21 protein-coding genes are annotated in these 23,008 nt (G+C 70.7%); 11 read left to right on the top strand and 10 right to left on the bottom strand.

The features are described from left to right. Positions 1-112: 112 nt before the first annotated feature. The 4 genes from N1028_RS14670 (at position 113) to N1028_RS14655 (ending at position 3,015) form a co-directional block, all read left to right on the top strand. Complete coding sequence (locus N1028_RS14670) at positions 113-826, top strand: DUF2510 domain-containing protein (RefSeq protein WP_259530112.1); 714 nt, start codon at positions 113-115, stop codon at positions 824-826. Positions 827-895: 69 nt separating this feature from the next. Next, positions 896-1,246: a UBP-type zinc finger domain-containing protein gene (locus N1028_RS14665; protein ID WP_259530111.1), complete on the top strand. Its 351-nt coding sequence runs from the start codon at positions 896-898 to the stop codon at positions 1,244-1,246. 35 nt (positions 1,247-1,281) lie between these two features. Further along, a complete protein-coding gene (locus tag N1028_RS14660; protein ID WP_259530110.1) occupies positions 1,282-1,839 on the top strand; it encodes a gluconokinase in 558 nt (185 codons plus the stop codon). 39 nt (positions 1,840-1,878) lie between these two features. After that, positions 1,879-3,015 (top strand): NAD(P)-binding domain-containing protein, encoded by a 1,137-nt coding sequence (locus N1028_RS14655; protein WP_259530109.1) that lies wholly within the window; start codon positions 1,879-1,881, stop codon positions 3,013-3,015. A 173-nt stretch (positions 3,016-3,188) separates the two neighbouring features. On the opposite strand, the gene N1028_RS14650 is transcribed toward N1028_RS14655, so the two are convergent. Both N1028_RS14650 and N1028_RS14645 read right to left on the bottom strand, forming a co-directional pair. Next, the gene (locus tag N1028_RS14650) at positions 3,189-4,742 is read right to left on the bottom strand and encodes a dihydrolipoamide acetyltransferase family protein (RefSeq protein ID WP_259530108.1); all 1,554 of its coding nucleotides are present in this window, start codon (positions 4,740-4,742) and stop codon (positions 3,189-3,191) included. Further along, positions 4,742-6,946, bottom strand: a complete 2,205-nt coding sequence (locus N1028_RS14645; protein ID WP_259530107.1) for an alpha-ketoacid dehydrogenase subunit alpha/beta — start codon at positions 6,944-6,946, stop codon at positions 4,742-4,744. Before N1028_RS14645 ends, N1028_RS14650 begins: the two co-directional genes overlap by 1 nt. A gap of 161 nt (positions 6,947-7,107) precedes the next feature. Between N1028_RS14645 and N1028_RS14640 the strand changes: the two genes are divergently transcribed. From N1028_RS14640 to N1028_RS14630, 3 genes are read left to right on the top strand one after another with little or no spacing between them, the layout of a single operon-like run. Then, a complete protein-coding gene (locus N1028_RS14640) occupies positions 7,108-7,656 on the top strand; it encodes a VOC family protein (protein WP_259530106.1) in 549 nt (182 codons plus the stop codon). A 5-nt stretch (positions 7,657-7,661) separates the two neighbouring features. Further along, the gene (locus N1028_RS14635) at positions 7,662-8,357 is read left to right on the top strand and encodes a GntR family transcriptional regulator (RefSeq protein ID WP_259530105.1); all 696 of its coding nucleotides are present in this window, start codon (positions 7,662-7,664) and stop codon (positions 8,355-8,357) included. Between the two features lie 57 nt (positions 8,358-8,414). Next, positions 8,415-9,791: an NADP-dependent succinic semialdehyde dehydrogenase gene (locus N1028_RS14630; protein WP_259530104.1), complete on the top strand. Its 1,377-nt coding sequence runs from the start codon at positions 8,415-8,417 to the stop codon at positions 9,789-9,791. Positions 9,792-9,821: 30 nt separating this feature from the next. Here the strand turns inward: N1028_RS14630 and N1028_RS14625 are convergent, their stop codons facing one another. The 3 genes from N1028_RS14625 to N1028_RS14615 form a co-directional block, all read right to left on the bottom strand. Beyond that, positions 9,822-10,928, bottom strand: coding sequence for a zinc-binding dehydrogenase (locus tag N1028_RS14625; RefSeq protein WP_259530103.1), 1,107 nt, complete (start codon positions 10,926-10,928; stop codon positions 9,822-9,824). Positions 10,929-10,972: 44 nt separating this feature from the next. Continuing rightward, a complete protein-coding gene (locus N1028_RS14620) occupies positions 10,973-12,004 on the bottom strand; it encodes a DMT family transporter (RefSeq protein WP_259530102.1) in 1,032 nt (343 codons plus the stop codon). A gap of 113 nt (positions 12,005-12,117) precedes the next feature. Next, positions 12,118-13,146, bottom strand: coding sequence for a ketopantoate reductase family protein (locus N1028_RS14615; RefSeq protein ID WP_259530101.1), 1,029 nt, complete (start codon positions 13,144-13,146; stop codon positions 12,118-12,120). Between the two features lie 146 nt (positions 13,147-13,292). Between N1028_RS14615 and N1028_RS14610 the strand changes: the two genes are divergently transcribed. Both N1028_RS14610 and N1028_RS14605 read left to right on the top strand, forming a co-directional pair. Continuing rightward, positions 13,293-13,604, top strand: coding sequence for a Dabb family protein (locus N1028_RS14610; protein ID WP_259530100.1), 312 nt, complete (start codon positions 13,293-13,295; stop codon positions 13,602-13,604). Then, complete coding sequence (locus N1028_RS14605) at positions 13,601-14,695, top strand: zinc-dependent alcohol dehydrogenase (protein ID WP_259530099.1); 1,095 nt, start codon at positions 13,601-13,603, stop codon at positions 14,693-14,695. Before N1028_RS14610 ends, N1028_RS14605 begins: the two co-directional genes overlap by 4 nt. A 26-nt stretch (positions 14,696-14,721) precedes the next feature. On the opposite strand, the gene N1028_RS14600 is transcribed toward N1028_RS14605, so the two are convergent. Further along, positions 14,722-15,429 carry a helix-turn-helix domain-containing protein gene (locus N1028_RS14600; RefSeq protein ID WP_259530098.1) on the bottom strand — a complete coding sequence of 236 codons (708 nt, stop codon included), beginning with the start codon at positions 15,427-15,429 and terminating at the stop codon, positions 14,722-14,724. 142 nt (positions 15,430-15,571) lie between these two features. Between N1028_RS14600 and N1028_RS14595 the strand changes: the two genes are divergently transcribed. Next, the gene (locus tag N1028_RS14595) at positions 15,572-16,954 is read left to right on the top strand and encodes a M24 family metallopeptidase (protein ID WP_259530097.1); all 1,383 of its coding nucleotides are present in this window, start codon (positions 15,572-15,574) and stop codon (positions 16,952-16,954) included. Between the two features lie 11 nt (positions 16,955-16,965). Further along, complete coding sequence (locus tag N1028_RS14590) at positions 16,966-17,850, top strand: NAD(P)-dependent oxidoreductase (protein ID WP_259530096.1); 885 nt, start codon at positions 16,966-16,968, stop codon at positions 17,848-17,850. A 63-nt stretch (positions 17,851-17,913) separates the two neighbouring features. On the opposite strand, the gene N1028_RS14585 is transcribed toward N1028_RS14590, so the two are convergent. From N1028_RS14585 to N1028_RS14570, 4 genes are all read right to left on the bottom strand, one after another. Further along, positions 17,914-18,996, bottom strand: coding sequence for an ABC transporter permease (locus N1028_RS14585; RefSeq protein WP_259530095.1), 1,083 nt, complete (start codon positions 18,994-18,996; stop codon positions 17,914-17,916). Beyond that, positions 18,993-20,522 (bottom strand): sugar ABC transporter ATP-binding protein, encoded by a 1,530-nt coding sequence (locus tag N1028_RS14580; protein WP_259530094.1) that lies wholly within the window; start codon positions 20,520-20,522, stop codon positions 18,993-18,995. Before N1028_RS14580 ends, N1028_RS14585 begins: the two co-directional genes overlap by 4 nt. Positions 20,523-20,526: 4 nt before the next feature. After that, a complete protein-coding gene (locus tag N1028_RS14575; RefSeq protein WP_259530093.1) occupies positions 20,527-21,726 on the bottom strand; it encodes a type 1 periplasmic-binding domain-containing protein in 1,200 nt (399 codons plus the stop codon). Positions 21,727-21,800: 74 nt separating this feature from the next. Then, positions 21,801-22,985, bottom strand: coding sequence for a sugar ABC transporter substrate-binding protein (locus N1028_RS14570; protein ID WP_259530092.1), 1,185 nt, complete (start codon positions 22,983-22,985; stop codon positions 21,801-21,803). Positions 22,986-23,008: the final 23 nt, after the last annotated feature.

Here is a 23,008-nt window from a genome sequence, read left to right as displayed (position 1 = left end):
GTCGAATTCCCCCCACGAGGATACCGCTCCCTCCGGAACGGTTGCTCGAAGTGCCGCCCGTAAGCTTGGTGCGGCGCGGTGCACGCGCCGACCCCTCCTCGAAAGGCACGCGGTGAGCACAGCGGATGGGCGGACGCCCGCAGGTTGGTACCCGGATCCGGCCGGCTCGGCCTTCCAGCGCTGGTGGGACGGCACGGCGTGGACGGGACACCTGCAGCAGGCATCCGCCTCGCAGCCGACGGCCGCCGCACCACCCGCGTACCCCGCGCAGCCGGACCACTACGCCTACTCCGCGCAGCAGTCCGCACCCGCGACGCCTCCGAAGGTGGCTCCCGGGACGCCCGCCTACGGCCCCTTCATCTGGGTCATCACGCTCCTCCCCCTGATCGGTCTGCTCACGCTGCCGTTGTCGTTCACCGACCTCGAGCAGCAGCTGAGCGTGCCGTACTCGACCGACCCGAGCTCGGTCGATCCGTTCGCCGGCATGTCGACCGCGGCGCTCGTGGCGCAGGCCGTGGCCGCCGTCGTGGGCTGGGCGATCTACGGCGCGGGCGTGGTGCTCGCCTTCTTCGACCGCAAGTGGCTCCTCGCCCGCGGGTATGCGCAGCCGTTCCACTGGGCCTTCGCGTTCCTCGGCGTCGTGGCGCCGGTCTACGCGATCGGCCGCTCTCTCGTGGTGCGCCGACGGAGCGGCCGCGGCATCGCGCCGATGTGGGTGGCGTTCGGGATCGTGGCGCTCTCGTTCGTGATCACGATCGTCGTGATCGTCTACGTCGTCGACCTCACCCTTCGCAGCATGGGCGCGATGCCGGGCATCACGGCCTGACCCGCCGGCGGTTCGCGGCGAACGGCATCTGCGGTTGCCCGAGCGCACCGCAGCGGGCAGAATCACCGCATGAGCGAGCGCGAGCAGTCCATCGACCCCACCGTCCCGCCGAGCGGAGCGGGTTGCCTCGAGTGCGGTGAGACCGGCGGGTGGTGGCTGCACCTCCGCCGCTGCGCCCGGTGCGGTCACGTGGGCTGCTGCGACTCCTCGCCGAGCGGCCACGCCACCGCCCACTTCGAGTCGACCGGGCATCCGGTCATCCAGAGCTTCGAGCCCGGGGAGGACTGGTTCTGGGACTACACGGCCGGTGACTACGCCGACGGCCCTGTCCTCGCGCCGCCGCACGCGCATCCGCTCGACCAGACCGTGCCAGGGCCCGCCGACCGCGTGCCCGCGGACTGGCAGAGCCACCTGCGCTGAAGCCCGCCCGGGCCCGCAGTGGGTACGGTGGAGGGATGAACCCGCCTCCTGCTCTCGTCGTGATGGGGGTCAGCGGATCCGGCAAGTCGACGGTGGGAGCCGCTCTGGCCGAGGCGCTGGGCGTTCCGTTCGTGGACGCCGACGACCTGCACCCGCTCACGAACATCGAGAAGATGCGGGCGGGCCTGCCGCTCGACGACGACGACCGGTGGCCGTGGTTGCGGGCCGTGGGCGACGCGATCCGTGCAGCCAGCACCGGCACCGGCACCGGCGCCCCCGCGACCGGCGTCGTGGTGGCGTGCTCGGCGCTCCGGGTGAGCTACCGCGACGCGATCCTCGAGCGAGCCCCGCGCACGCGCTTCGTGCTGCTGCAGGGCGATCGTGAGATGCTGCTCGGCCGGTTGCGCTCCCGCACCGGCCACTTCATGCCCGCATCGCTGCTCGACTCGCAGCTCGACGCGCTCGAACCCCTCGGCCCCCACGAGCCCGGTCTCACGGTCGACGCCGCCGACACGCCCGAGGCGGTCATCGCGGAGGTGCGGGGGTTCCTCACCCGCAGCCCGGATGGCCCGCAGCGCATCGCGCACCCGTGACGCCGGGAACATCCGCCGCCCCATGACGTTGTACCGGGCATGACCGCCCGTCCGCCTCAGCACTCCGCGACAGTCGTCGTCATCGGTGCCGGACAGGCGGGTCTCTCGGCGGCGTTCCACCTGCGGCGGCTCGGCTTCGAGAGCGCGCTCGAGCATCCGGGCAGCGCGGACCGGGGACTCCGGACCTTCGTGGTGCTCGACGCCGAGACGGCTCCGGGCGGTGCATGGCAGCACCGGTGGGAGTCGCTGCGGATGGCGACGGTCAACGGGATCTTCGACCTGCCGGGCTTCGCCAAGCCGCCGATCGACGACGACGAGCCCAGCCGCACAGCCGTTCCGCGCTACTTCGCCGACTACGAGGAGCAGAACGACTTCCCCATCCTGCGGCCCGTGCGCGTGGGCTCGGTGCGGGCCGTGGACGACGATCCGGCGGGACTCCTGATCGTCGAGACCATCGGCGGCCCTCCCGGGGAGCACGGCCAGCCCGGCGCGTGGCTGACGCACGTGGTCATCAATGCCACCGGCACCTGGGGCAACCCGCTGCGGCCGTCCTCCCCCGGGAGCGACGTCTTCCTCGGTCGTCAGCTGCACACGCGCGACTACGTGTCGCTCGAGGAGTTCCGGGGTCGCCGGGTGGCGGTCGTGGGGGGTGGGATCTCGGCCGTGCAGCAGCTCGAGGAGATCTCACGCGTGGCCTGGACCGCCTGGTACACGCGCCGAGAACCGGTCTTCCTCGAGGGACCCTTCGGGCAGGAGACCGGCCGCGACACGATCGCCCGCGTCACCGCCGACGTCGAGGCGGGGCGCCCGGCCTCGAGCGTCGTCTCCTACACGGGCCTGTTCTGGACCCCCTACGCCCTCGCCGCCCGCGATCGCGGCGCCCTCGAGCGGCGGCCGATGTTCACGGCGCTCGAACCGCACGGCGTGCGCGAGGCCGACGGCTCGTTCACCTCGATCGACACGGTGCTGTGGGCCACGGGCTTCCGCGCCGACCTCGCGCACCTCGATCCGCTGCACCTGCGGAACGCCGCCGGCGGCATCCGGATGCGTGGAACGGCTGTCGAGGCCGACCCACGGGTGCAGCTGGTGGGCTTCGGTGCGTCGCAGTCGACGGTGGGCGCGAACCGCGCGGGCCGGGCAGCGGCCACGGCCGCGGCCGCCCTGCTCCGCCCCTGACCCCCGCTGCCGTGCACTCGGAGACGACGGAGTTTCAGGGCCGAAGTCGGAGAAGAAGGAGATCTGCGCGGGGCTGGCCGTACAACTCCTTCGATTCCGTCCTCAGAGGGCGGATGGGGTGCCTGCACCCCGCGTGACGGGACGGTACCCGGGGTGCAGGGCGAGATCCTGCCCTAGATCAGGATCGTGAGGGGGTTCTCGATGCGCTTGACGAAGGCCGCGAGCCACTGGGCGGCGAGGGCGCCGTCGAGCACGCGGTGATCGGCCGAGAGCGTGACGGTCATGACCGTGCCGACCGCGAGCTCCCCGTCGACGACGACCGGCTGCTGCCGGGCGGCACCGACCGCGAGGATCGCGGACTGCGGCGGGTTGATGATCGCCGAGAACTCGGTGACCCCGTACATGCCGAGGTTCGAGACGGCGAAGCTGCCCCCCTCGAGCTCGTTCTGGCGGAGCTTTCCCTCGCGGGCCCGGCCGGCCAGGTCGGCGACGGTGCGCGCGACCTCGGTGAGCGGGAGCTTCTCGACCGAGCGGAGCACCGGAGTGACGAGCCCGCCCTCGATGGCGACGGCCACCGACATGTCGACGGTGTCGTAGCGGCGCACCGCGGTGTCGCCCCAGGTGGCGTTGGCCTCCGGCACGTCGCCGAACGCCGCCGCAGCCGCCTTCAGCACGAAGTCGTTGAGCGACACCTTGATGCTGGCCGCCTCGTTGACCGTCTTGCGCAGGGCGATGAGGTCGTCGACCCGGCAGTCGGCCACGAGGTAGAAGTGCGGCACCGTCGACTTGCTCTCGGTGAGCCGCCGCGCGATGGCCCGCCTCATGCCCGTGTGAGGCACCTCGGTGAACCCGGCCCCGCCGGCAGCGGCGGGCGCGGTCGCCGGAGCGGCAGCAGGCGCCTCCTTCGCAGGCGCGGCGGAGGCAGGGGACGCGGATGCAGATGCAGCGGGTGCACCGGCACGACCGGCCCCGCCGCTCCCGGCCGAGGCCGGTGCGCTCTCCGGCGCCCGCTCGAGGTCGGCCCGCACGATCCGCCCACCCGGCCCGGTGCCGCGCAGCGACGCGAGGTCGACTCCGCGCTCCTTCGCCAGCCGGCGCACGATGGGACTCGCGAACAGCCGCGACCCGGGCTCACCTGATCCGGAATCGCCGGACCCGGACGCTCCTGATCCGGACTCACCGGAACCGGACGCCCCTGATCCGGACTCACCGGAACCGGCCTCGCCCCCGCTCAGATCCACCGGCGCATCCGCCACGGGCGAGCTCTCGCCCTCCGGCGCGGTCTCGGGCTCGGGCTCGGTCCGAGGCTCTGAAGGCGACGCGCCGTCGGCCGGCTTCGACCCCGCAGGCACCGATGTGCCGGCCTCGACGGTCGAAGCCCCCGATGCAGAACCACCCGACGCAGAACCACCCGACGCAGAACCACCCGACGCAGAAGCATCCGAAGCCGAGCCGCCCGAGGGCGCCTCCGCATCGTCGGCGCTCTCGCCCGGCTCGCCGACCACGGCGATCGGCTCGCCCACGCTCACCGACACCCCCTCATCGACGAGCACCTTCAGCAGCGTGCCACCGATCTCGGCGGCGTACTCCACGGTCGCCTTCTCGGTCTCGACCTCGGCGAGCGGCTCACCCACCACGACGGACTGCCCCACCTGCACCAGCCACGACTGGATGGCGCCCTCGGCGGCTCCCGCGAGAACCTCCGGCATACGGATGACGGTCGACATCAGCGCTCTCCGAATCCGAGTCGCACGCGCTCGAGGCCGGCGACGACCTCCTCGGTGCGGGCGATGGCGGCGCGCTCGAGCACCTTCGAGATGCTGGGCGACGCCTCACCCCCGTGCACCCGCTCGATCGGCTGATCGAGCCAGTCGAAGTAGCGACGCTGGATCTCGTCGGCGAGCCAGCCGCCGTACGAGGTGCCCTGGGCGCCCTGCTCCACGATGAGCACGCTGTTGGTCTTCTTGATGGACTCCCCGATGGTGTCCCAGTCGATCGACGCGCGGTCGAGCCAGCGCAGATCGATGACGTCGGCGTCGATGCCGGTCTGCTCGACCGCCTCGAGCGCGTGGCGCACCATCGAGAGGTAGCTGATCACGGTCACGTCCGATCCGGTGCGCCGCACGGCCGCGCGACCCGGAGGCAGGATGTAGTCGAGGTCGCCTTCCGGCACCTTGTCGGCGGTGCCGTAGAGGTCGACGTGCTCGATCACGAGCACCGGATCCTCCAGCGCGAGCGCCGCGTTCATGAGGCCCACGTAGTCGGCCGCCGTGGAGGGGGCGACGATCCGCCAGCCGGGACTCGTGGCGAAGATGCCCGCGGGATCCATGAGGTGCTGCGAGCCGTAGCCCGAGCCCATCGCGACCTTGGTGCGCAGCACGAAGGGCACGGGCGTGTCGGCACCGAACATGTGCCGCGCCTTGCCGATCTGGTTGAACACCTGGTCGGCGGCCACCCACATGAAGTCGGGGTACATGAACTCCACCACGGGCCGGAACCGGCCGTCGAGCGCGAGGCCCGCGCCGAGCCCTGTGAAGGCGTTCTCGCTGATGGGGGTGCCCAGCACGCGGCCGTCGCCCTGCGCGTCGGAACCGTACTTCTTGGCCAGGCCCTTGGTGGCGCCGTTCGTGCCACCGTTCAGGCGGTGCACGTCTTCACCCATGACGATGATGCGCGGATCCTCCGCCATGCGGCGGTCCATCACCCCGGCGACGGCGTCGACGAACTTGAGGTCGCGCCACTCGCCCTCGTAGGAGGTGGGATCGGAGGCGTCGAGCTCGGCGAGCTCGCTCGCGTCTCCGCGCACGCCCACGTTGACGTAGCCGACGTCGGGCCAGAGCGACGGGATGATCCGGCGCTTGCCGTCGGATTCCGGATCGGCCTCCACGAGCTCGGCGACCGCGGCGCTCATGGCGGCCTTGGCCTGCTCGCGCAGCGCCACCACCCCCGCCTCGTCGATGAGCTTCAGCGACATCATCTCCTTGGCCAGGCGGTCCAGCGGATCGCGCGCCTTCCACTGCCCCTCCTCCTCCTTGGGGCGGTAGCCGAAGGCGCTGCCCGGGTATGGCCCGTTCTGGTGGAAGAAGCGGTAGACCTCGGCCTCGATGATGGCGGGGCCCTCGCCCGAGCGCATGTGCTCCTCGGCGGCCTTGGTGGCCAGGTGCACGGCGAGCGGATCCATGCCGTCGACCCGCCAGGAGCGGATGCCGAAGCCCTGGCCCCGGACGGAGAACCGGGTGTCGGCGGTGATCTCGTCGGACTTGGTGGAGACGGCGTACATGTTGTTCTCGATGAAGAACATGACCGGCAGCTTCCACGCCGCCGCGAGGTTCATCGACTCGAGCACGGAGCCGATCTGGGCGGCGCCGTCGCCGAAGTAGTTGATGGTGATGTTGTCGGTGCCCGAGTGCTTCTGCGCCCAGGCGTTGCCCGCCGCCATGGGGGCGCCGCCGCCCACGATGGCGTTCGTGCCGAGGGCTCCCGCTTCGAACCACTGCAGGTGCATCGAGCCCCCGCGACCCGAGCAGTAGCCCTGGGCGAGACCGAGGATCTCGGCCAGCGTGCGCTGGAGCACGGCCTGGATGGGCTCGGTGACCGCGTGCGCCGGGTCGATGCGGCCGTCGGAGACGTGGGTGAGCGCCTTGGCGAGGAACTGGTGGTGGCCGCGGTGCGAGCCGTTGACGGCATCGGCCGACGAGAGCCCCACGATGGAGCCGACGGCGCCGCCCTCCTGCCCGATGCTCGAGTGCGCGGGGCCGTGCACGAGGCCCTCGCCCGCGAGTTCGAGCACGGTCTCCTCGAAGGCCCGGATGAGATGGAGCTCGGCCAGCATGGTTCCGAGCAGCGCCGGGTCGGCGGCCTTCCAATCGGCGGGCGTGGTCGTGAGCTCCTGCCACTCCACTCCGGTCTGCAGTCGACGGGTCTTCGGCATCTTCGCCACGTTCCTTCCGCACGGCGGCACCCGGCGGTGCCTCTCGCTTGCCCACGACGATACGAGGGATTGCATCCAATATCAACGCCTGATCGTGAAATCGATGGATTTTCTCGTGCGGATGGCGCACAATGGATCCAATCGAGCGTCAAGGAGGTCGCATGTCCGCAGGAATCCCGGGCTCGCGCGGTATCGACCATGTGGGCTTCACGGTGCCCGACCTCGAGGAGGCCGAGCGCTTCCTCGTCGACGTCCTCGGCGCCGTCCCCGTCTACACGCTGGGCGCCAAGCGCGCCTCCGGCCCCGACGACGACTTCATGCAGGTGCAGATCGGGGTCGACCCGCAGACCGAGATCCGCGAGATCCGCTTCTACCGCCTCGGCCACGGCACGAACCTCGAGGTGTTCGAGTACGCGGTGCCGGAGGACGGCCGGCCGCAGGCGCCGCAGCCGCTCAACAGCGACATCGGCGGCCATCATCTCGCCCTCTACGTCGACGACCTGGACGTGGCGGAGGCGTACCTGCGCGAGCAGGGCGTGGAGGTCATGGGTTCGCCCGTGGCCAGCAAGCAAGCCGCCGAAGGCCAGCGCTGGCTCTACTTCCGTGCTCCCTGGGGCATGCAGTTCGAGCTCGTGAGCTTCCCGCAGGGCAAGGCGTATGAGAAGGATGCGGACGTGCGCCTCTGGCATCCCGCCCGCCCGGCAGAATGACGGTCATGACCACCGACCTCATCATGCACGGCTCGGCCGGCACCCGGGTGGCCGCCGAGCTCCGCGACGCGATCCTCGCGGGCACCTACCCGCCCGGCACGCGCATCAGGCAGGAGGACGTGGCGGGCAGGCACGGCGCCAGCCGGGTGCCCGCTCGCGAGGCCCTCCGCCTGCTCGAGTCGGAGGGCCTCGTGAAGGTCGTGGCCAACACGGGGGCCTGGGTCACGAGCCTCAATCTGGCGGAGTGCGAGGAGATCTACCAGATCCGCGAGCGCCTCGAGCCGCTGCTGCTGCGCCTCAACGTGCCTCTGCTCACGCCCGAGCAGATCGACGGGCTCGACGCCCTCGCCCACGAGATGGAGCGCTCCGACGATGTGGAGACGTTCCTCCGCCTCGACCGCGAGTTCCACCTCTCCTGCTACACCGAGGCCGCCACCACGATGCTGCACGACACCGTGCTGCGGCTCTGGAACCGCACCCAGCCCTACCGCCGCGCCTACACGACCGTGTTCCGCTCGGCCGGCGACCGCAGCGCCCACCACGAGCACCACCTCATCGTCTCCGCCCTCCGCCGAGGCGATGCCGACGAGGCCGAGCGCGTGCTCGCCTCCCACATCCGCCGCACCCGCCTCGAGCTCGCGCGGCATCCCGAGATCTTCGACGCCCCCGCCCCCCAGCCGACACGCGCCGACGCGCGCTGACGCGCACCGGAATCCCCACCCCACGCAATCCGCACCATCCCCACGAAAGGCACCCCCATGGCGATCGCCACCATCAATCCCGCCACCGGCGTCACCGAGCGCGAGTTCGAGGCGCACACCGAGGCCGAGGTCGACGCCCGCATCGACGAGGCCGTCGACGCGTTCCGCACCCTCCGCAGCTCGACGTTCGCCGACCGCGCCGGCTGGATGCGCGCGGCCGCCGACGTGCTCGAGGCCGAGGCCGAGGAGGTGGCGCGGATGCTCACCACCGAGATGGGCAAGACCCTCGCGCAGGCGCGCGCCGAAGCTCTCAAGTCGGCCAAGACCATGCGCTTCTACGCCGACAACGCCGAGTCGTTCCTCACCGGCCGCACCATCGAGGAGCCCGAGCGCATGAACGCCTCGGGCGCCTACACGCGCTACGAGCCGATCGGGCCGGTGCTCGCGGTCATGCCCTGGAACTACCCCATCTGGCAGGTCATCCGCTTCGCCGCTCCCGCGCTCATGGCCGGCAACACCGGGCTGCTCAAGCACGCCTCGAACGTGCCGCAGGCCGCGCTCTACCTCGACACACTGTTCGAGCGCGGCGGTTTCCCCACCGGCTCGTTCCGGGCCCTGCTCATCCCCGCCGCCCGGGTCGAGAAGGTCATGCGCGACCGCCGCGTCGTGGCCGCCACCCTCACCGGATCCGAGCCCGCCGGCCGCTCGCTCGCCTCGATCGCAGGCTCCGAGGTCAAGCACGTCGTGCTCGAGCTCGGCGGCTCCGACCCGTTCATCGTGATGCCGAGCGCCGACCTGGATGCGGCGGTGGCGACCGCGGTCAGCTCCCGCACCTCCAACAACGGCCAGGCCTGCATCAACGCCAAGCGATTCCTCGTGCACGGCGACGTCTACGACGCCTTCGTGGAGAGATTCACGAGCGCGATGGGGGCGCTCACGGTGGGTGACCCCACCGACGAGTCGACCGACGTCGGCCCACTCGCCACGGCATCCGGCCGCGAGGATCTCGCCGGCCTGGTCGACGACGCACGCTCGAAGGGCGCCACCGTCACGACCGGGGGCGAGGCTCCCGAGGGCGCCGGCTGGTTCTACCCGCCCACCGTGGTCACGGGCGTCGACACGAGCATGCGGCTCTACGCCGAGGAGGCCTTCGGGCCGGTGGCCACGGTCTTCCGGGTGGCAGACGCCGAGGAGGCGCTGAAGATCGCCAACGACACGACGTTCGGGCTCAGCTCCGCGGTCTGGACGAATGACGCCGACGAGGAGGAGCGCCTCATCGCGGGCCTCACCGCGGGCGCCGTCTTCGTGAACGGCATGTCGATCTCCTACCCCGAGCTGCCCTTCGGCGGCACGAAGGACTCGGGCATCGGCCGCGAACTCTCGATCGAGGGCATCCGCGAGTTCGTCTCCCTCAAGTCGGTCTGGCGCGCCTGACCAGCGAGCCCGAGCTCGCGTCGACTCTGCTCACGGGAGCAGGATCGGCGTGAGCTCGGTGCGGTCGCGGGAGGCGGCGAGCGCCTCGTTCGCGAGCGCGAGCGGGCGCACCTCGCCCAGCAGGGCCTCCGCGTCGACCGCGCCCGACTCCAGCCACGGCAGGAACTGCGCGAGGTCGCGGCGCATGTCGAGCCGCCCGCTCTGCGAGCTCCGCACGTCGCGGCCGCGCAACGCGAGGTCGAACAGCGGCAGGTCGACGGTGCTGTCGCGCCGCACGTAGGTCGTCATCGTCACGACCCCGCCGAGGCGCGTGAAGGCGAATGCCTGCTGCACGGAGGCGATCGAGCCGCCGGCGTCGAAGCCGTAGTCGGCGCCGCGGCCGTCGAGGAGCCCGATCACGGCATCCCGCAGCTCGGCCTCGTCGAGCCCCGAAGGATCGACGGCGTCGGTGGCCCCCAGGCGCAGCGCGAGCTCGCGCCGGGCGGCGAGCGGTTCGACGGCGACGATCGTCCTGGCTCCGAGGGCCCGCGCGGCCTGCACCATCCACAGCCCCTCCTGACCGCAGCCGACCACCACGACCGAGCTCCCCGGCTCGATCCGCCCCACGTTCACCACGGCGCCCATGCCCGAGATGATGCCGCAGCCGAACATCGCGAGCCAGGTGTCGGGCAGGTCGCTCTCGACCGGGAACACCTGGATGTCGCGGATGACGCTGAGCTCGGCGTAGGTCGCCGACGAGCCGGGGGCGCGCACCTCGCGGCCGTCTTCGAGCGCTCCGATCACGGGCGCCGGCACGAACAGGCCTTCGCACTGGTCGATCCGCCCGTTCGTGCACCAGAAGCACTCGCCGCACTCGGGCGTGGCCGTGATGAGCACCCGCTGGCCCTCCCGATGCCGCGCCGACGAGCCCGCGGAGACCACGCGGCCCACCGCGGAGTGCCCGAGCACCACCGGGTAGAGGTCGAGTTCGGGCAGTCCCGTGCCACCGGCGACCGCGATCCAGTCGCTGTAGCAGAACGCGGTGGCGTCGATCTCGACCACGACGTCGCGAGCGCCGGGATCCCGGAGCACGAGCGGCTCCACGCTGAGATCGAGCGCTCCCCTGTGGGTGACGGCGGCATCGACGGTGGTCGGCATGGCATCTCCTCCTGGCCCGGCGGCTGTACCGGCCCGCGTGTTGTCTAGGGGTTCTGGCTCCCGGGCAGCGGCACCGCGGCATCACCGACACCGGCACCCTCACCTGCGGCATCACCGGCACCCGCACCCTCACCGACACCCGCACCGCCAGCACGAGCATCCGCCGCCCGCCGTCGCGCGCCGGTGAGCGCGCCGAGCCCCGCGATCCCGACCGCAGCCACCGCGAGCACCGCCCCCAGCACGGCGCCCGGCGTGAGCCCGAGGGCGTCGACCGGCACCACGAGGTCGAGCACGACCGCGGCGATGGCCTGCCCGGCGGCGATGCAGAGCATCACGCTCAGCACTCCGATGATGCGCAGGGTGAGCGCCGTGACCACGCCGATCACGGCCCCGACGGCGCCGCCAAGGGGCGCCCACGGCGGCAGCGCGGCGAAGTCGATGGGCGCGTTGAGCATCGAGATCACGAGCGCGGTGCCGACGAAGATCGCCGAGGTGGCGAAGTTGATGACCGACATGGCGGCGAACTCACCCGAGACCACGACGATCCAGCCGTTCCACGCCTGCTGCACGGCGATGATGATGCCGGCGACGATGACGACCGGGATGACGATGAGGTTCTCGACCTCGAAGCGGCCGACCGCTCCCACGACGACGGCGATGACCGCCACGCCGAGGCCCACCGTGCGGAGCAGGTTGAGCGGTCGCCGGCCTCCCGGACCGAGGTTCAGCGAGTCGGCCATCACCGAGCCGATGAGCTGCCCGAGGGTGACGGCCACGGCCACCGCGACGACGCCCACGGTGGGGGTCACCGTGATGATGGCGAGCACGGCCACGAAGCCCATCAGGCCGCCGAGGAACCACCACCAGCGGAGCTCGGCACGCCGCTGCCGGAGCGCTCGGGCGGCCCGGGGCAGCGCCCCCATGGCGAGCGCCACGATGAGCGAGAGCAGCAGCGCCGAGCCGTGGTTCACCGCGGTCGCGAGCACGGGAGATCCGACCGCCACGCTCGTGTGCCCGTTGATGGAGGTCTGGGCGGCCACCGCGCACCCCGCCACGAGGGCTGCGATGGTCGCCACGACCGGCCGCGTCCGCTTGACCGGGCCGGGGTTCGACACCGGGTTCGACCCCGGCTTCGACACCGGCTCCGACCCCGGATCCGATGCAGCGGCCTGAGAGTAAGGGCCCTTCGTCACCCGCGCGCCCGCGACATCGCGTCGAGGTGCGCCGGCGAGGGCTGCAGCTCCCCGCGCTCGATGGCGTGGGCGAGCTCCACGACGGCCGCGTTGACGGGCGTCGGCACGCCGAGCTCGGCGCCGCGCGCGACGACGTGCCCGTTGAGGTCGTCGACCTCGCTGTGCCGCCCCTTCACCCAGTCCTGCAGCACGGTGGTGGTGGCGCCCGGCACCACGAAGCCCGTGAAGAGCTTGTCGGTCATGATCTCGACCACCCGGTCGGGGTCGGCGATCTCGTCGGGGGTGAGCCCGAAGATGGGCAGCACCGGATGCCCCGCGGCGGCCCCCACGGCGAGCGCCTCGTTGCCCGCGGCCACCATCACCTCGCGATACCCGGGAGTGTGCAGGGCGTCGAGCATCGGCAGGCCGAGGATCGCGCTCGTGACGAGCAGCGTGCTGTTCGAGACGAGCTTCATCCACTTCGCCGCCTCGATGTCGCCGAAGTGCTGCACGGTGCCGGAGTGCCTGAGCAGCGCCGCCACCTCCTCGGCGCGGCCGGCGGGCCCGCCGGGCAGCTCGCCCACGGCGAACCAGGAACGGTCGACACCCGTGTGCCGGTGCACGACACCCGGCTCGTCCATGGTGGCGGAGCACTCGATGACGGTGCCGATGGTGCGGGATGCGCCCACCACGTCCTCCACCACACCCGCGGTCATGCCGTTCTGCACGCCGGCCATGAGGCCGTCGGCGGCGAGATACGGGCGGATCAGCTCGGCGGCCCACCGGGAGTCGTAGGCCTTCATGAGCATGAGGACGACGTCGAAGGGCTGCTTGAGTTCGGCGACCTCACACAGATGCATCACCCGGGGCCGCACGTGGAGCTCGCTGTCGGGGGTGATGATGCGGATGCCGTCGGTGCGCATCCGCTCGACGTGCGAGGGCCACTGCTCGATCAGCACCGGGTCGAGGCCGGCCGCTGTGAGGTCGGCGCCGATCGAGGCTCCGTTCGCTCCGGCTCCGAGTACGGCGATCCGCGGTTCACTCATCGGTGTCCTCTCCAGCCCTCGTCGGCAACGGTCTCGAGAATACAGCAAGGATGTACAACCGTCACACAATCGCCTGATAAATTGAAGGCCAGAGCGCCACACTGTACATTGTCGCTTGACATCCTCGACGAAGAGAGCAGAGACCGATGATCCTCCACCTCGCCGCATTCCGCTGGAAAGACGACGTCACCGAAGCCGACGTGAGCGCGCTCACCGCAGCCCTCTCCGAGATGGCCGAAGGCATCCCCGAGATCAAGTCGTACACCGCAGGCGCCAACCTGCACCTCCGCCCGGCCGGCTCGGACTACGGGGTCGTCGCGATCCTCGACGATGCCGCAGGCCTCGACGCCTACCTCGACCACCCCGACCACGTCGCGGTCTACGAGAAGCACCTCGGCCGCATGATCGCCGAGCGCTCCGCGGTGCAGCTGCCCATCGAATCCGGATCGCTCGCGTGACGACCGTCCCGGATCCGCTCGTGCCGGAGGCGACCATGCGCGCGGTCGTGCTGCACGACGTCGGCGACCTCCGGGTCGACGAGCTGGCCGTTCCCGAGCCCGGCCCCGGGGAGGTGCTCATCCGCGTGGGCGTCTGCGGCGTCTGCGGCAGCGACGCCACCGAGTTCGGCCGCAGCCTCGTGCTCGCGGCTCCACCCGTGGCGCTCGGCCACGAGCTCGCCGGCACCGTCGCGGCCGTCGGCCCCGGCGTCACCGACCTCGAGGTGGGGGCCACCGTGGTGAGCGGCGCCGGGATCTCGTGCGGCGAGTGCAAGCCCTGCCGCCAGGGTCGCACGAACCTCTGCCGCAGCTACAGCACGATCGGCTTCCACCACGACGGCGGTCTCGCCGGCTACGTGATCTCGCCGGCCGCCATCACCTTCGACGCCTCCGACTCCGGCCTCCCCCTCGACACCCTCGGGCTCACCCAGCCGATGGCGATCGCCGTGCACGCCGTGCGTCGCAGCGGTCTCGCCGCCGGCATGGACGCCGTGGTGATCGGCGTGGGCGGCATCGGCGCCTTCATCACGGTCGCCGCCGCGGCCACGGGCGCGCGGGTGCTCGTGGTCGACCTCAACGACGACCGGCTCGAGCTCGCCAAGCGCCTGGGAGCGGCCGAGACGCTCAAGGGCGGCACCGCGAGCCTCGCCGAGCGGATCGAGGAGCTCGGCATGGACATCGACGTGTTCTTCGAGGTCAGCGGCTCGGCTCCCGGCCTGGCCTCCGTGCTCGACGCGGCCAAGCCCGGCGCCACGATCGTGCCCGTGGGTGTGCAGCGCGGCGAGCCCGCCCTGCCGCTCGGGCGCTGGACGCTCAGCGAGTACACGATCATCGGCACCGTGGCGCACGTCTACCGGACCGACTTCCCCGAGGCCGTGCGGCTGCTCGGCACCCGGCCGGACTGGTCCGACATCGCGAGCGAGGTCATCCCGCTCGACACCGTGGGCGAGGATGCGCTGCAGCCGCTCCTGGAGGGCCGCTCCACCCAGATCAAGACGCTCGTCGACCCCTGGATCGCCGAGCCGCGGCCCGCGGTGCACACCCGCAGCTGAACCGCCGCCGGTGGGCGGGCTCGGGCCTAGGCGCCGAGCCCGTCCATCTGGCGCAGCACGTCGACGGCAGATCCCGGCGCGCCCTCGGGAGCGCCGCTCTCCCCCTGCGGGGCGTCGCGCATCGCGAGGTTCTGCTGCCGGCGGCCGAAGACGAACCACACGCCCTTCGCCGGCACCGACCCGCGGTTGGAGTAGAGGTGGGGGCGCACGGAGTCGAACTGCAACGAGTCGCCCGGGCCGAGCACATGGGTGTCGAAGTCGATGTGCAGGGTGAGCTCGCCCTCGAGCAGGTAGGCGTACTCAGTGCCGGCGTGCCGCATGAGCTTGCCCTCGACCGAGCTCGAGGCCCCGGGCTCGTAGGTCACGAGCAGGGCGTCGACGGGGCCGCCCGCTCCGGCCGCGAGCCGCTCCCAGCGCACGCCGTTCTCCATCTCGATCACGGGGTTCTCGGCACCGCGCTGCACGTCGGGCAGGGCGGGTCCGGTGTGCCCGAACATCGACACGGGGGCCTCGTCGGGCGCGGCCGGCGCGGGCTGCATGCCCACGAGCTCGTCGAGCGAGACCCCGAGGTGGCTCGCCATCGCGTAGAGCGTCGAGACCGAGGGCTGCGTCTTGCCGATCTCGACCTGGGAGATGAGGGAAGCCGAGACACCGAGGCTCTGCGCGACGCTGCGCAGGCTCAACCCCTGCTTCAGTCGTGCTTCGCGCAGTCGTGCGCCCAATCCGTCCGGCATGGTCTCCATAGTAGAGCCCGAGCGTACGCGAGATCGGTGTTGTAGTGTTAAGTCGGGCTGTACGCGTGTAAAGTGCGGCGCCGCCAAGCCAGTCAGATCGTCAGCGCGACCAGATCATCAGCGCGACCCCAAGGAGGACTCGATGAAGAGCACCGGCACCACCGGAACCAACGCCGTGGACTGGGAGGAGCGCGTCGACATGGATCGACTGCGCGACGCCCGCCTTGCCCGACTGAAGGCGGAGCTCGACATCTCCTCGCTCGGTGCGGTGCTCGCGTTCGACTTCTCCAACATCCGCTACATGAGCGCCACCCACATCGGCACGTGGGCGATGGACAAGCTCATCCGCTTCTCCCTCCTCACCCGCAACACCGATCCGATCGTCTGGGACTTCGGTTCGGCGGCGAAGCACCACGCGCTCTACAACCCCTGGCTCGACACCACGACGGCCGAGATGGATGCCGACCCCAACGCCCCGCACGAGGGCGCCAAGCGGCCGCGGCTGGAGTCCGGCGCCCGCGCCGGAATCTCCACCCTCCGCGGCGCGTTCCCGCCCGAAGCGGAGATCGCGCAGAAGGTGGCCAAGAAGATCAAGCGCGAGCTCGAGAAGTTCGGGCTCGCCGACCAGCCGCTCGGTGTCGACGTGATCGAGCTGCCCATCCTCTTCGCCCTGCAGCAGGAGGGCATCCAGGTGGTCGACGGCCAGCAGGTCTTCATGGAGGCCCGCCGCGTGAAGACGCCGGACGAGATCCGCCTGCTCACCCAGGCCGCCTCGATGGTCGACGCGGCCTACGAGGACCTCTACCGCTTCCTCCGCCCCGGTGTCCGCGAGAACGAGGCCGTTGGCCTCGTGGCGAAGACCCTCTACGACCTCGGCTCGGAGTACGTCGAGGGCGTGAACGCGATCTCCGGCGAGCGCTGCTCGCCGCACCCGCACGTGTTCTCGGACCGTCTGATCCGCCCGGGCGACCCGGCGTTCTTCGACATCCTGCACTCCTTCAACGGCTACCGCACCTGCTACTACCGCACCTTCGCGGTCGGCTCGGCGTCGTCGGCCCAGCGAGACGCGTACACCCGAGCCCGCGAGTACATGGACCGCGCGATCGCCCTCGTGAAGCCGGGCGCGACCACCGCCGACATCGTGAAGGTGTGGCCCAAGGCCGAGGAGTTCGGCTTCGCCGACGAGGAGGCCGCGTTCGCCCTGCAGTACGGCCACGGCGTGGGCCTGTCGATCTGGGAGAAGCCGATCTTCTCGCGCCTCACCTCGCTCGACCACCCCGAGGTGCTGCAGGAGGGCAACGTCTTCGCCCTCGAGACCTACTGGCCCTCGGCCGACGGCTGGGGTGCCGCGCGCATCGAGGAGGAGGTCGTGGTCACGGCCGACGGCTGCGAGGTCATCACGAAGTTCCCGGCCGAGGAGCTTCTCGTGGCCGGCAAGCGCTACTACACGATCGACGGGCCGCTCAACCTCGAGCGCGACTCGCAGTCGCACCTCAACACCACCTGGGGGCGCGGCGAAGCGTGACGAGCGACACCGTGACCACGATCGCCAAAGCCGCTGTGGGGTTTCTCGGCCTCGGCTCGATGGGCGCCGGGATGGCGAGACGCCTCGTCGACGCCGGCCACGACGTCGTCGTCTGGAATCGCTCACCGGCTGCCGCGGACGAGCTCGTGGCCGCGGGGGCTCGGCGGGCCCAGGCGCCCGCCGAGGCCCTCGAGCCCGAGCTGTCGTTCTCGATGCTCGCCAACGACGAGGCCGTGCAGTCGGTGCTCGACGAGGCCGCCATCCGCTCTCTGAAGGGGCGCACGCACGTCGTGATGGCCTCGATCAGCCCCTCGCTGGCAGATCGGCTCGCGACGGCGTTCGACGCGGAGGGAGCCACCTACGTGGCCGCCCCCGTGCTCGGCCGGCCGCCGGTGGCCGCCGCGGGCCAGCTGAACATCCTCGCGGCGGGTCCGGCCGAGGCGCTCGACGCCCTCGAGCCGTACTTCGCCGAGCTCGGCAAGCGCACCTGGCGGCTCGGCGAGCGGCCCTCGGCCGCCAACGCCGTGAAGGCCGCGGTGAACTACAACATCATCCACGCCATGCAGGCGATCGGCGAGTCGGTCGCGATGACCGAGCGCCAGGGGGTGGATCCGGAACTGTTCACCGAGCTGCTCTCGAGCACCCTGTTCGGTGGCGTGGTCTACTCCGGCTACGGCGGCATGATCGCGCGCGGCGAGTACACCCCACCCGGCTTCCACATCGCCCTCGGGCGGAAGGACCTCGGGCTCGCCCAGGAGGTCGCGGAGGCCGGCGGCGTGACCCCGGCGACGCTGCCGGCCCTGATCGAGGTGTTCGATGCGGCCCTCGCCGATCCGGATCTGAAGGACGCCGACTGGAGCGCCATCGCGGAGGTCTCACGCCGCGACCTGCTCTAGCTGCCCTGCCCAGGCACGAAGAAGCCCCTTCCACACGACGTGGAGGGGGCTTCTTCGTGGGTGCTACTTGCCCCGGCCGAACTTGGGCGTCGCCCGCTTGATGGCGCTGCCGCGCTTGGCGGTGCGCTCCCAGCGGGACAGGCCCACGGCGGCGAGGAGGGCGACGCCGTTGAAGAGGTCGCTCACCCAGTTCTGCGCACCGAGCAGCTGCAGGCCCTTGATGCCCACGGCGAGCACGTACACCGAGATGACCGTGCCCCACACGTTGAACCGGCCGCCCTTGAACTGGGTCGATCCGAGGAACACCGCGGTGAGCGCCGGCAGCAGCAGGCCGGGGCCGACGGTCGGGTCACCGGCGTTGATGCGCGAGGCGAGCAGCACACCGGCGAGGGCGGCGATGATGCCACCGGCCACGAGCGAGGCGATCTGCAGCCGGGCGACGTTCACGCCCGAGAGGCGAGCGCCGTCCGGGTTGTAGCCCGCCGCGTACATGCGGCGGCCGACGGGCGTGCGCTCGAGCAGGTACCAGACGATGAACGCCACGATCAGCATGATGAACACGGGGTTCGTGAGCTTGAAGTTCGGGTTGTCCGGAACGAGCGGCAGCCCCCCGGTGGCGAAGAGCCGGAAGCCGTCCTGCAGGCCGATGATCTGGCGGTTCTCGGAGAGGAACGCCAGGCCTGCCAGGAGGATCGAGCTCATACCGAGGGTCGCGATGAACGAGTCGATCTTGCCCTTGGTGATGATGAGCCCCGAGACGAGGCCGATGAAGGCGCCGATCAGGATCGCGACCGCGATGGCGAGACCCCACGGCATGTTGAGCTTCGTCTGCAGCACCGCCACGAGGATGACGGCGAAGCCGACCTCCGCGCCGATGGCGAGGTTGAAGACGCCGTTGACGAGCGGGATCAGCACCGCGATCGCCGCGAGCACCGTGATCGACTGCGCGTCCAGCAGAACGAGCCAGGTGCCCGGGGTGAGGAACGTGCGCGGCGTGATGATCGCGAAGATCGCGAACAGCACGACGAAGATGTAGATCGCGCTGATGTTGCGGAACGACAGCGCCGCCAGCACGCCGTTCTTCTTGGCCGGTCCGCGATCCGCGACCGCCGGATCGACCGTCTGGATGGCTTCGGTCTTCTTCACAGTTCGTCCTCGCTCTTCAATCCATAGCCTTCGATGACGAGCTGCGTCTCCGTCAGCTCGTCGCCCGCCAGTTCGGCGGCGATCCGTCCATCGCGCAGCACCAGCACCCGGTCGCACAGGCGCACGAGCTCCTTCGCCTCCGACGAGCACACGAGCACCGCGGCGCCCGTGGAGGCCGCTCGGTCGATGGCGTCGTAGATGGCCTGCTTGGCGCCGATGTCGACGCCCTGCGTGGGCTCCTCCAGGAGCAGCAGCGAGGGCCTGTTGCGCAGCCACTTCGCGAACACGATCTTCTGCTGGTTGCCGCCCGAGAACTGGGCGAACACCTGCTCCGCCCGCGGCGGCTTCACGTCGTACTCCTGCATGAGCGTCTGAGCGTGCTCGCGCTCGCGCTTGAGGCTGATGGCGCCGCCGGCGCCCGTCAGCGACTTCAATTCAGGCAGCGTCACGTTCTCGCGCGCCGTCATCGGCCGCACCGAGCCGAACTTGGCCCGGTCGCCCGGCACGAACGCGGTGCCGCGGCGGATGCTCTCCCGCGGTGACCGCTTGAGGTAGGGCCTGCCGTCGAGGGTGAACGACTCCACGTCGGCGTCGATCGATCCGTAGATCATGGCGGGCAGCGCCTCGCGCCCCGAGCCGAGCACGCCGGCGACGCCGACCACCTCGCCGGAGCGCACCTGCAGGTCGACCCCCTCGAGGATCTCGCCCGTGAGGCCCTTGATGTCGAGCACCACCTCACCCGCCCTCCGCGCGTTCTCGCCGTGCTCGGCCTCGCCCACGGGGATGCCGGTGACGTAGGAGACCAGACGGTCGTGGTCGAGGTCGGATCGGGGCTCGTCGGCCACCTTCCGCCCGTCGCGGAGCACGACGACGCGATCGGCGAGGTCGAGCACCTCGTCGAGCCGGTGCGAGATGAAGATGACGCCCGCGCCGTCGGCGGCGAGCTTCTTCACGGCGTCGAAGAGCACCCGCACCTCGGTGGCGTGCAGCGCCTCCGTGGGCTCATCGAGGATGAGCACGTTGCGGGGGTGCTGCCACCCGTCCAGCGCTCGGGCGATGCCGATGATCGAGCGCTGGGCGGGGGCGAGCTTGGAGATGGGGATGTCGACGTCGAACGGCTCACCGAAGCGGCCGATGAGCTCGCGCGCCTTGGCCCGCTCCTTCTTGCGGTCGAACGGAGCGAACGACGAGGCGCCGTGGTAGTGGGTGATGCCCAGGTTCTCGATGCCCGTCAACTCGTTGGCGAGACCGAGATCCTGATGGATGATGTGCAGCTCGGTGTCGAAGCCGTCCTGGGACGACAGCTCCACCGTGCCCCCGTCGGAGGTGTAGACCCCCGCGAGGATCTTCACGAGGGTCGACTTGCCCGACCCGTTGTGGCCCACCACCGCGACCACCTCACCGCTGCCGACCTGGAGGGAGACGTTGTCGAGGGCCCGGTTGCCCGGGAAGTCCTTGATCATCCCCTCGATGCTCAGAAGCGGTGGGGTGCCCATCGGCGACCCGATCGTCGACTCGTTCGTCATCGGATCACTTGCCCCAGAGTTCCAGGAACTGGTCCTCGAAGCCCTCGAGCGCCACGTAGCCCGCAGGGGTGAGGTACTCGTCGGCGTTCCGGATGGTCACGATGTGCGAGATGGCCTTGGCCGCGGCCTCCCAGTCGCCGTCGAGGTAGGGGACCTCCATGCCCTGCATCGTGCGGAGTCCTTCATCGACCTGCAGCCACATGAACATGTTGAAGTCGACCACGTAGCCCGCCACCTCGGTGCCGTCGGCGATCTGCTGGATGTTCTGCGGCAGCGACGACTGGCCCACGCCGTAGGCGTTGGTGAGTCCGGCGAGCTGCGCCTTCTCGGAGAGGCCGATCTGGAACTGGTCGGCGAGCGAGATGAAGAACTCCGTCTGCGGGTTGGCCTGCAGGTCGGAGACGATCTTGTCGGCGGGGCTGGCGTCGGCGATCGAGATGTCGACGATGCGCAGCGTGCACTCGGGGCAGAGCTCGGCGAGCGCGGCAGGCACGGCCTCGTTCTGGATCTCGGAGGCCGGGATCTCGGGGATGGAGTACATCACGAACTCGGTCGCCGTGCCGCACGTGAGCTGGATCGCGGCATTCGCGAGCACATCACTGTTGACCTCGATGCTGCCGGCGCCGCCGAGCGAGTCGCGCAGGCCGAACTCCTCGGCGTTGAGCTGACCGCCGTAGACGATGGCCGCACCCTGGTCCTGCAGCTGGGTGAGCTGGTCCTGGAAGAAGCGGGCGTCGACCGACTGGTCGAAGACGATGTCGGGCTTCATCTCGACGACCGAGTTGAGCGCCGAGTTGATGCTCTGCGCGTCGGTGCCGGTGTCGACGTTGACGAACTTGATGCCGGCGGCCTCGGACGCGGCCTGGAGACCGGCCTGGAAGAGTCCGGCGACCGGGGTGCCGTTGTTGAGGTACACCGCCGTGGTGTTCGGGTCGACCGGCTCCTTGAGGGGCTCGGTGGCGAGGATGGCCTCGTTGGGGGTCTCGAAGCTCTTCACGACCTCGTCGGCTGCGGCGAAGTCGATTCCCTCGGCGGGGCCCTCGGCGCAGGTGCCGTCCTCGGCCATGTAGGTCAGGGGCACGTCGCCGCCGGCCGCGTCGCCGCCACCGCCGTCGCTCCCTCCGGAGGAACAGCCTGCGGCCAACAGGGAGACCGCGCCCAGAACCGCTGCGGCTCGGAGTGCGTTCGTGATGCGTCGTTGCATGTGATTGCTCGCTTTCTAATGCGGATGAGGGGTGTGGCCGCCGGCCGGTGCTGGGCCGGCGGCCACGGGTGCTGCTACTTGCCCCAGAGGGCCTTGAAGTCGTCCTCCATGCCCGGGTAGGCCTCGAAGCCCGCGACGTACTGGCCGGCGTTCTCCGGGGTCAGCACGAGCGAGACAGAGCGGTTGACGGCATCCCAGTCGGTGTAGGGCTCGTAGACGCCCTGCGCCTTGCGGAACGCCTCGTCGAGCAGCAGCCACATGAACATGTTGAGATCCACGGCGAAGCCGGCGGTCTGCAGGCCGTCGGCGAGCTGCTGCACGTTCGGCGGCAGCGACGACTGACCGAAGCCGTAGGCGTTGGTGAGGCCGGCGAGCTGCGCCTTGTCGCCGAGACCGATCTGGTACTGGTCGACAGGGGTGATGAAGAAGTCGGTCTCCGGGTGCGACTGCAGGTCGCTCACGATCTTGTCGGCCGGGCTCGGGTCGATGATCGAGATGTCGACCACGCGGAGCGAGCAGTCGGCGCAGAGCTCGGCGAGGTACTCCTGGGCGGCCTCGAGCTGGATGGCCGAGAAGGTGAGCTCGGGCACGTTGTAGAACACGAACTCGTCGCCGGTGCCGCAGGTGAAGGCCACCGCGCCCGCCGCGAGCACCTGGCCGTTGACGAGCGAGGCGTTGAGCCCGCCGAGGGTGTCGTCGAGGCCGAACTCCTCGGCGTTGCCCTGCGAGGCGTAGACGACCGGGATGCCCTTGGCCTCGAGCTGCTCGAGCTGGTCCTGGTAGAAGGTGGCGTCGATGGCCACCGAGATCACGGCGTCGGGCTCGAGCTCGACGACCGAGTTCAGCGCGCTGTTGATGCTCTGGGCGTCGGTGCCCGTGCTCACGTTCACGAGCTCGACCCCGGCGGCGTCGGCGGCGAGCTCCATGCTCGCGTACATGATGCCGGCCACGGCGGTGTCGTTGTTGAGGAAGGCGACCGTGAAGTCGGGGCCGACCGGCGTGGGAAGGGGCTCGGTCTGGATGAGGCCGGTGGAGGGCTCCTGGAACGACTGGATCAGCTCGTTCGCGGTGTCGTAGTCGACTCCCTCGGTGGGGCCCGCTTCGCACTGGCCGTCGGGGGTCTGGTAGGTGAGGGCGACTTCCTCGCCCGATCCCCCTTCGCCTGGCTCTCCGCCGCCGGCGGAGCAGCCGGTGGCGACGAGGGCGACGGAGGCGAGAACGGCGGCGGTACGCAGAGCTGCTGTGGTGCGTCTTTGCATGTGATTGCTCGCTTTCTGGGTGA

The sequence above is a fragment of the Herbiconiux oxytropis genome (assembly GCF_024979315.1).
GTDB classification, from domain to species: Bacteria; Actinomycetota; Actinomycetes; order Actinomycetales; family Microbacteriaceae; genus Herbiconiux; species Herbiconiux oxytropis.
The sequence above is the reverse complement of the archived record's forward strand: the minus strand, read 5'-3'. Positions and strand labels throughout refer to the sequence as shown.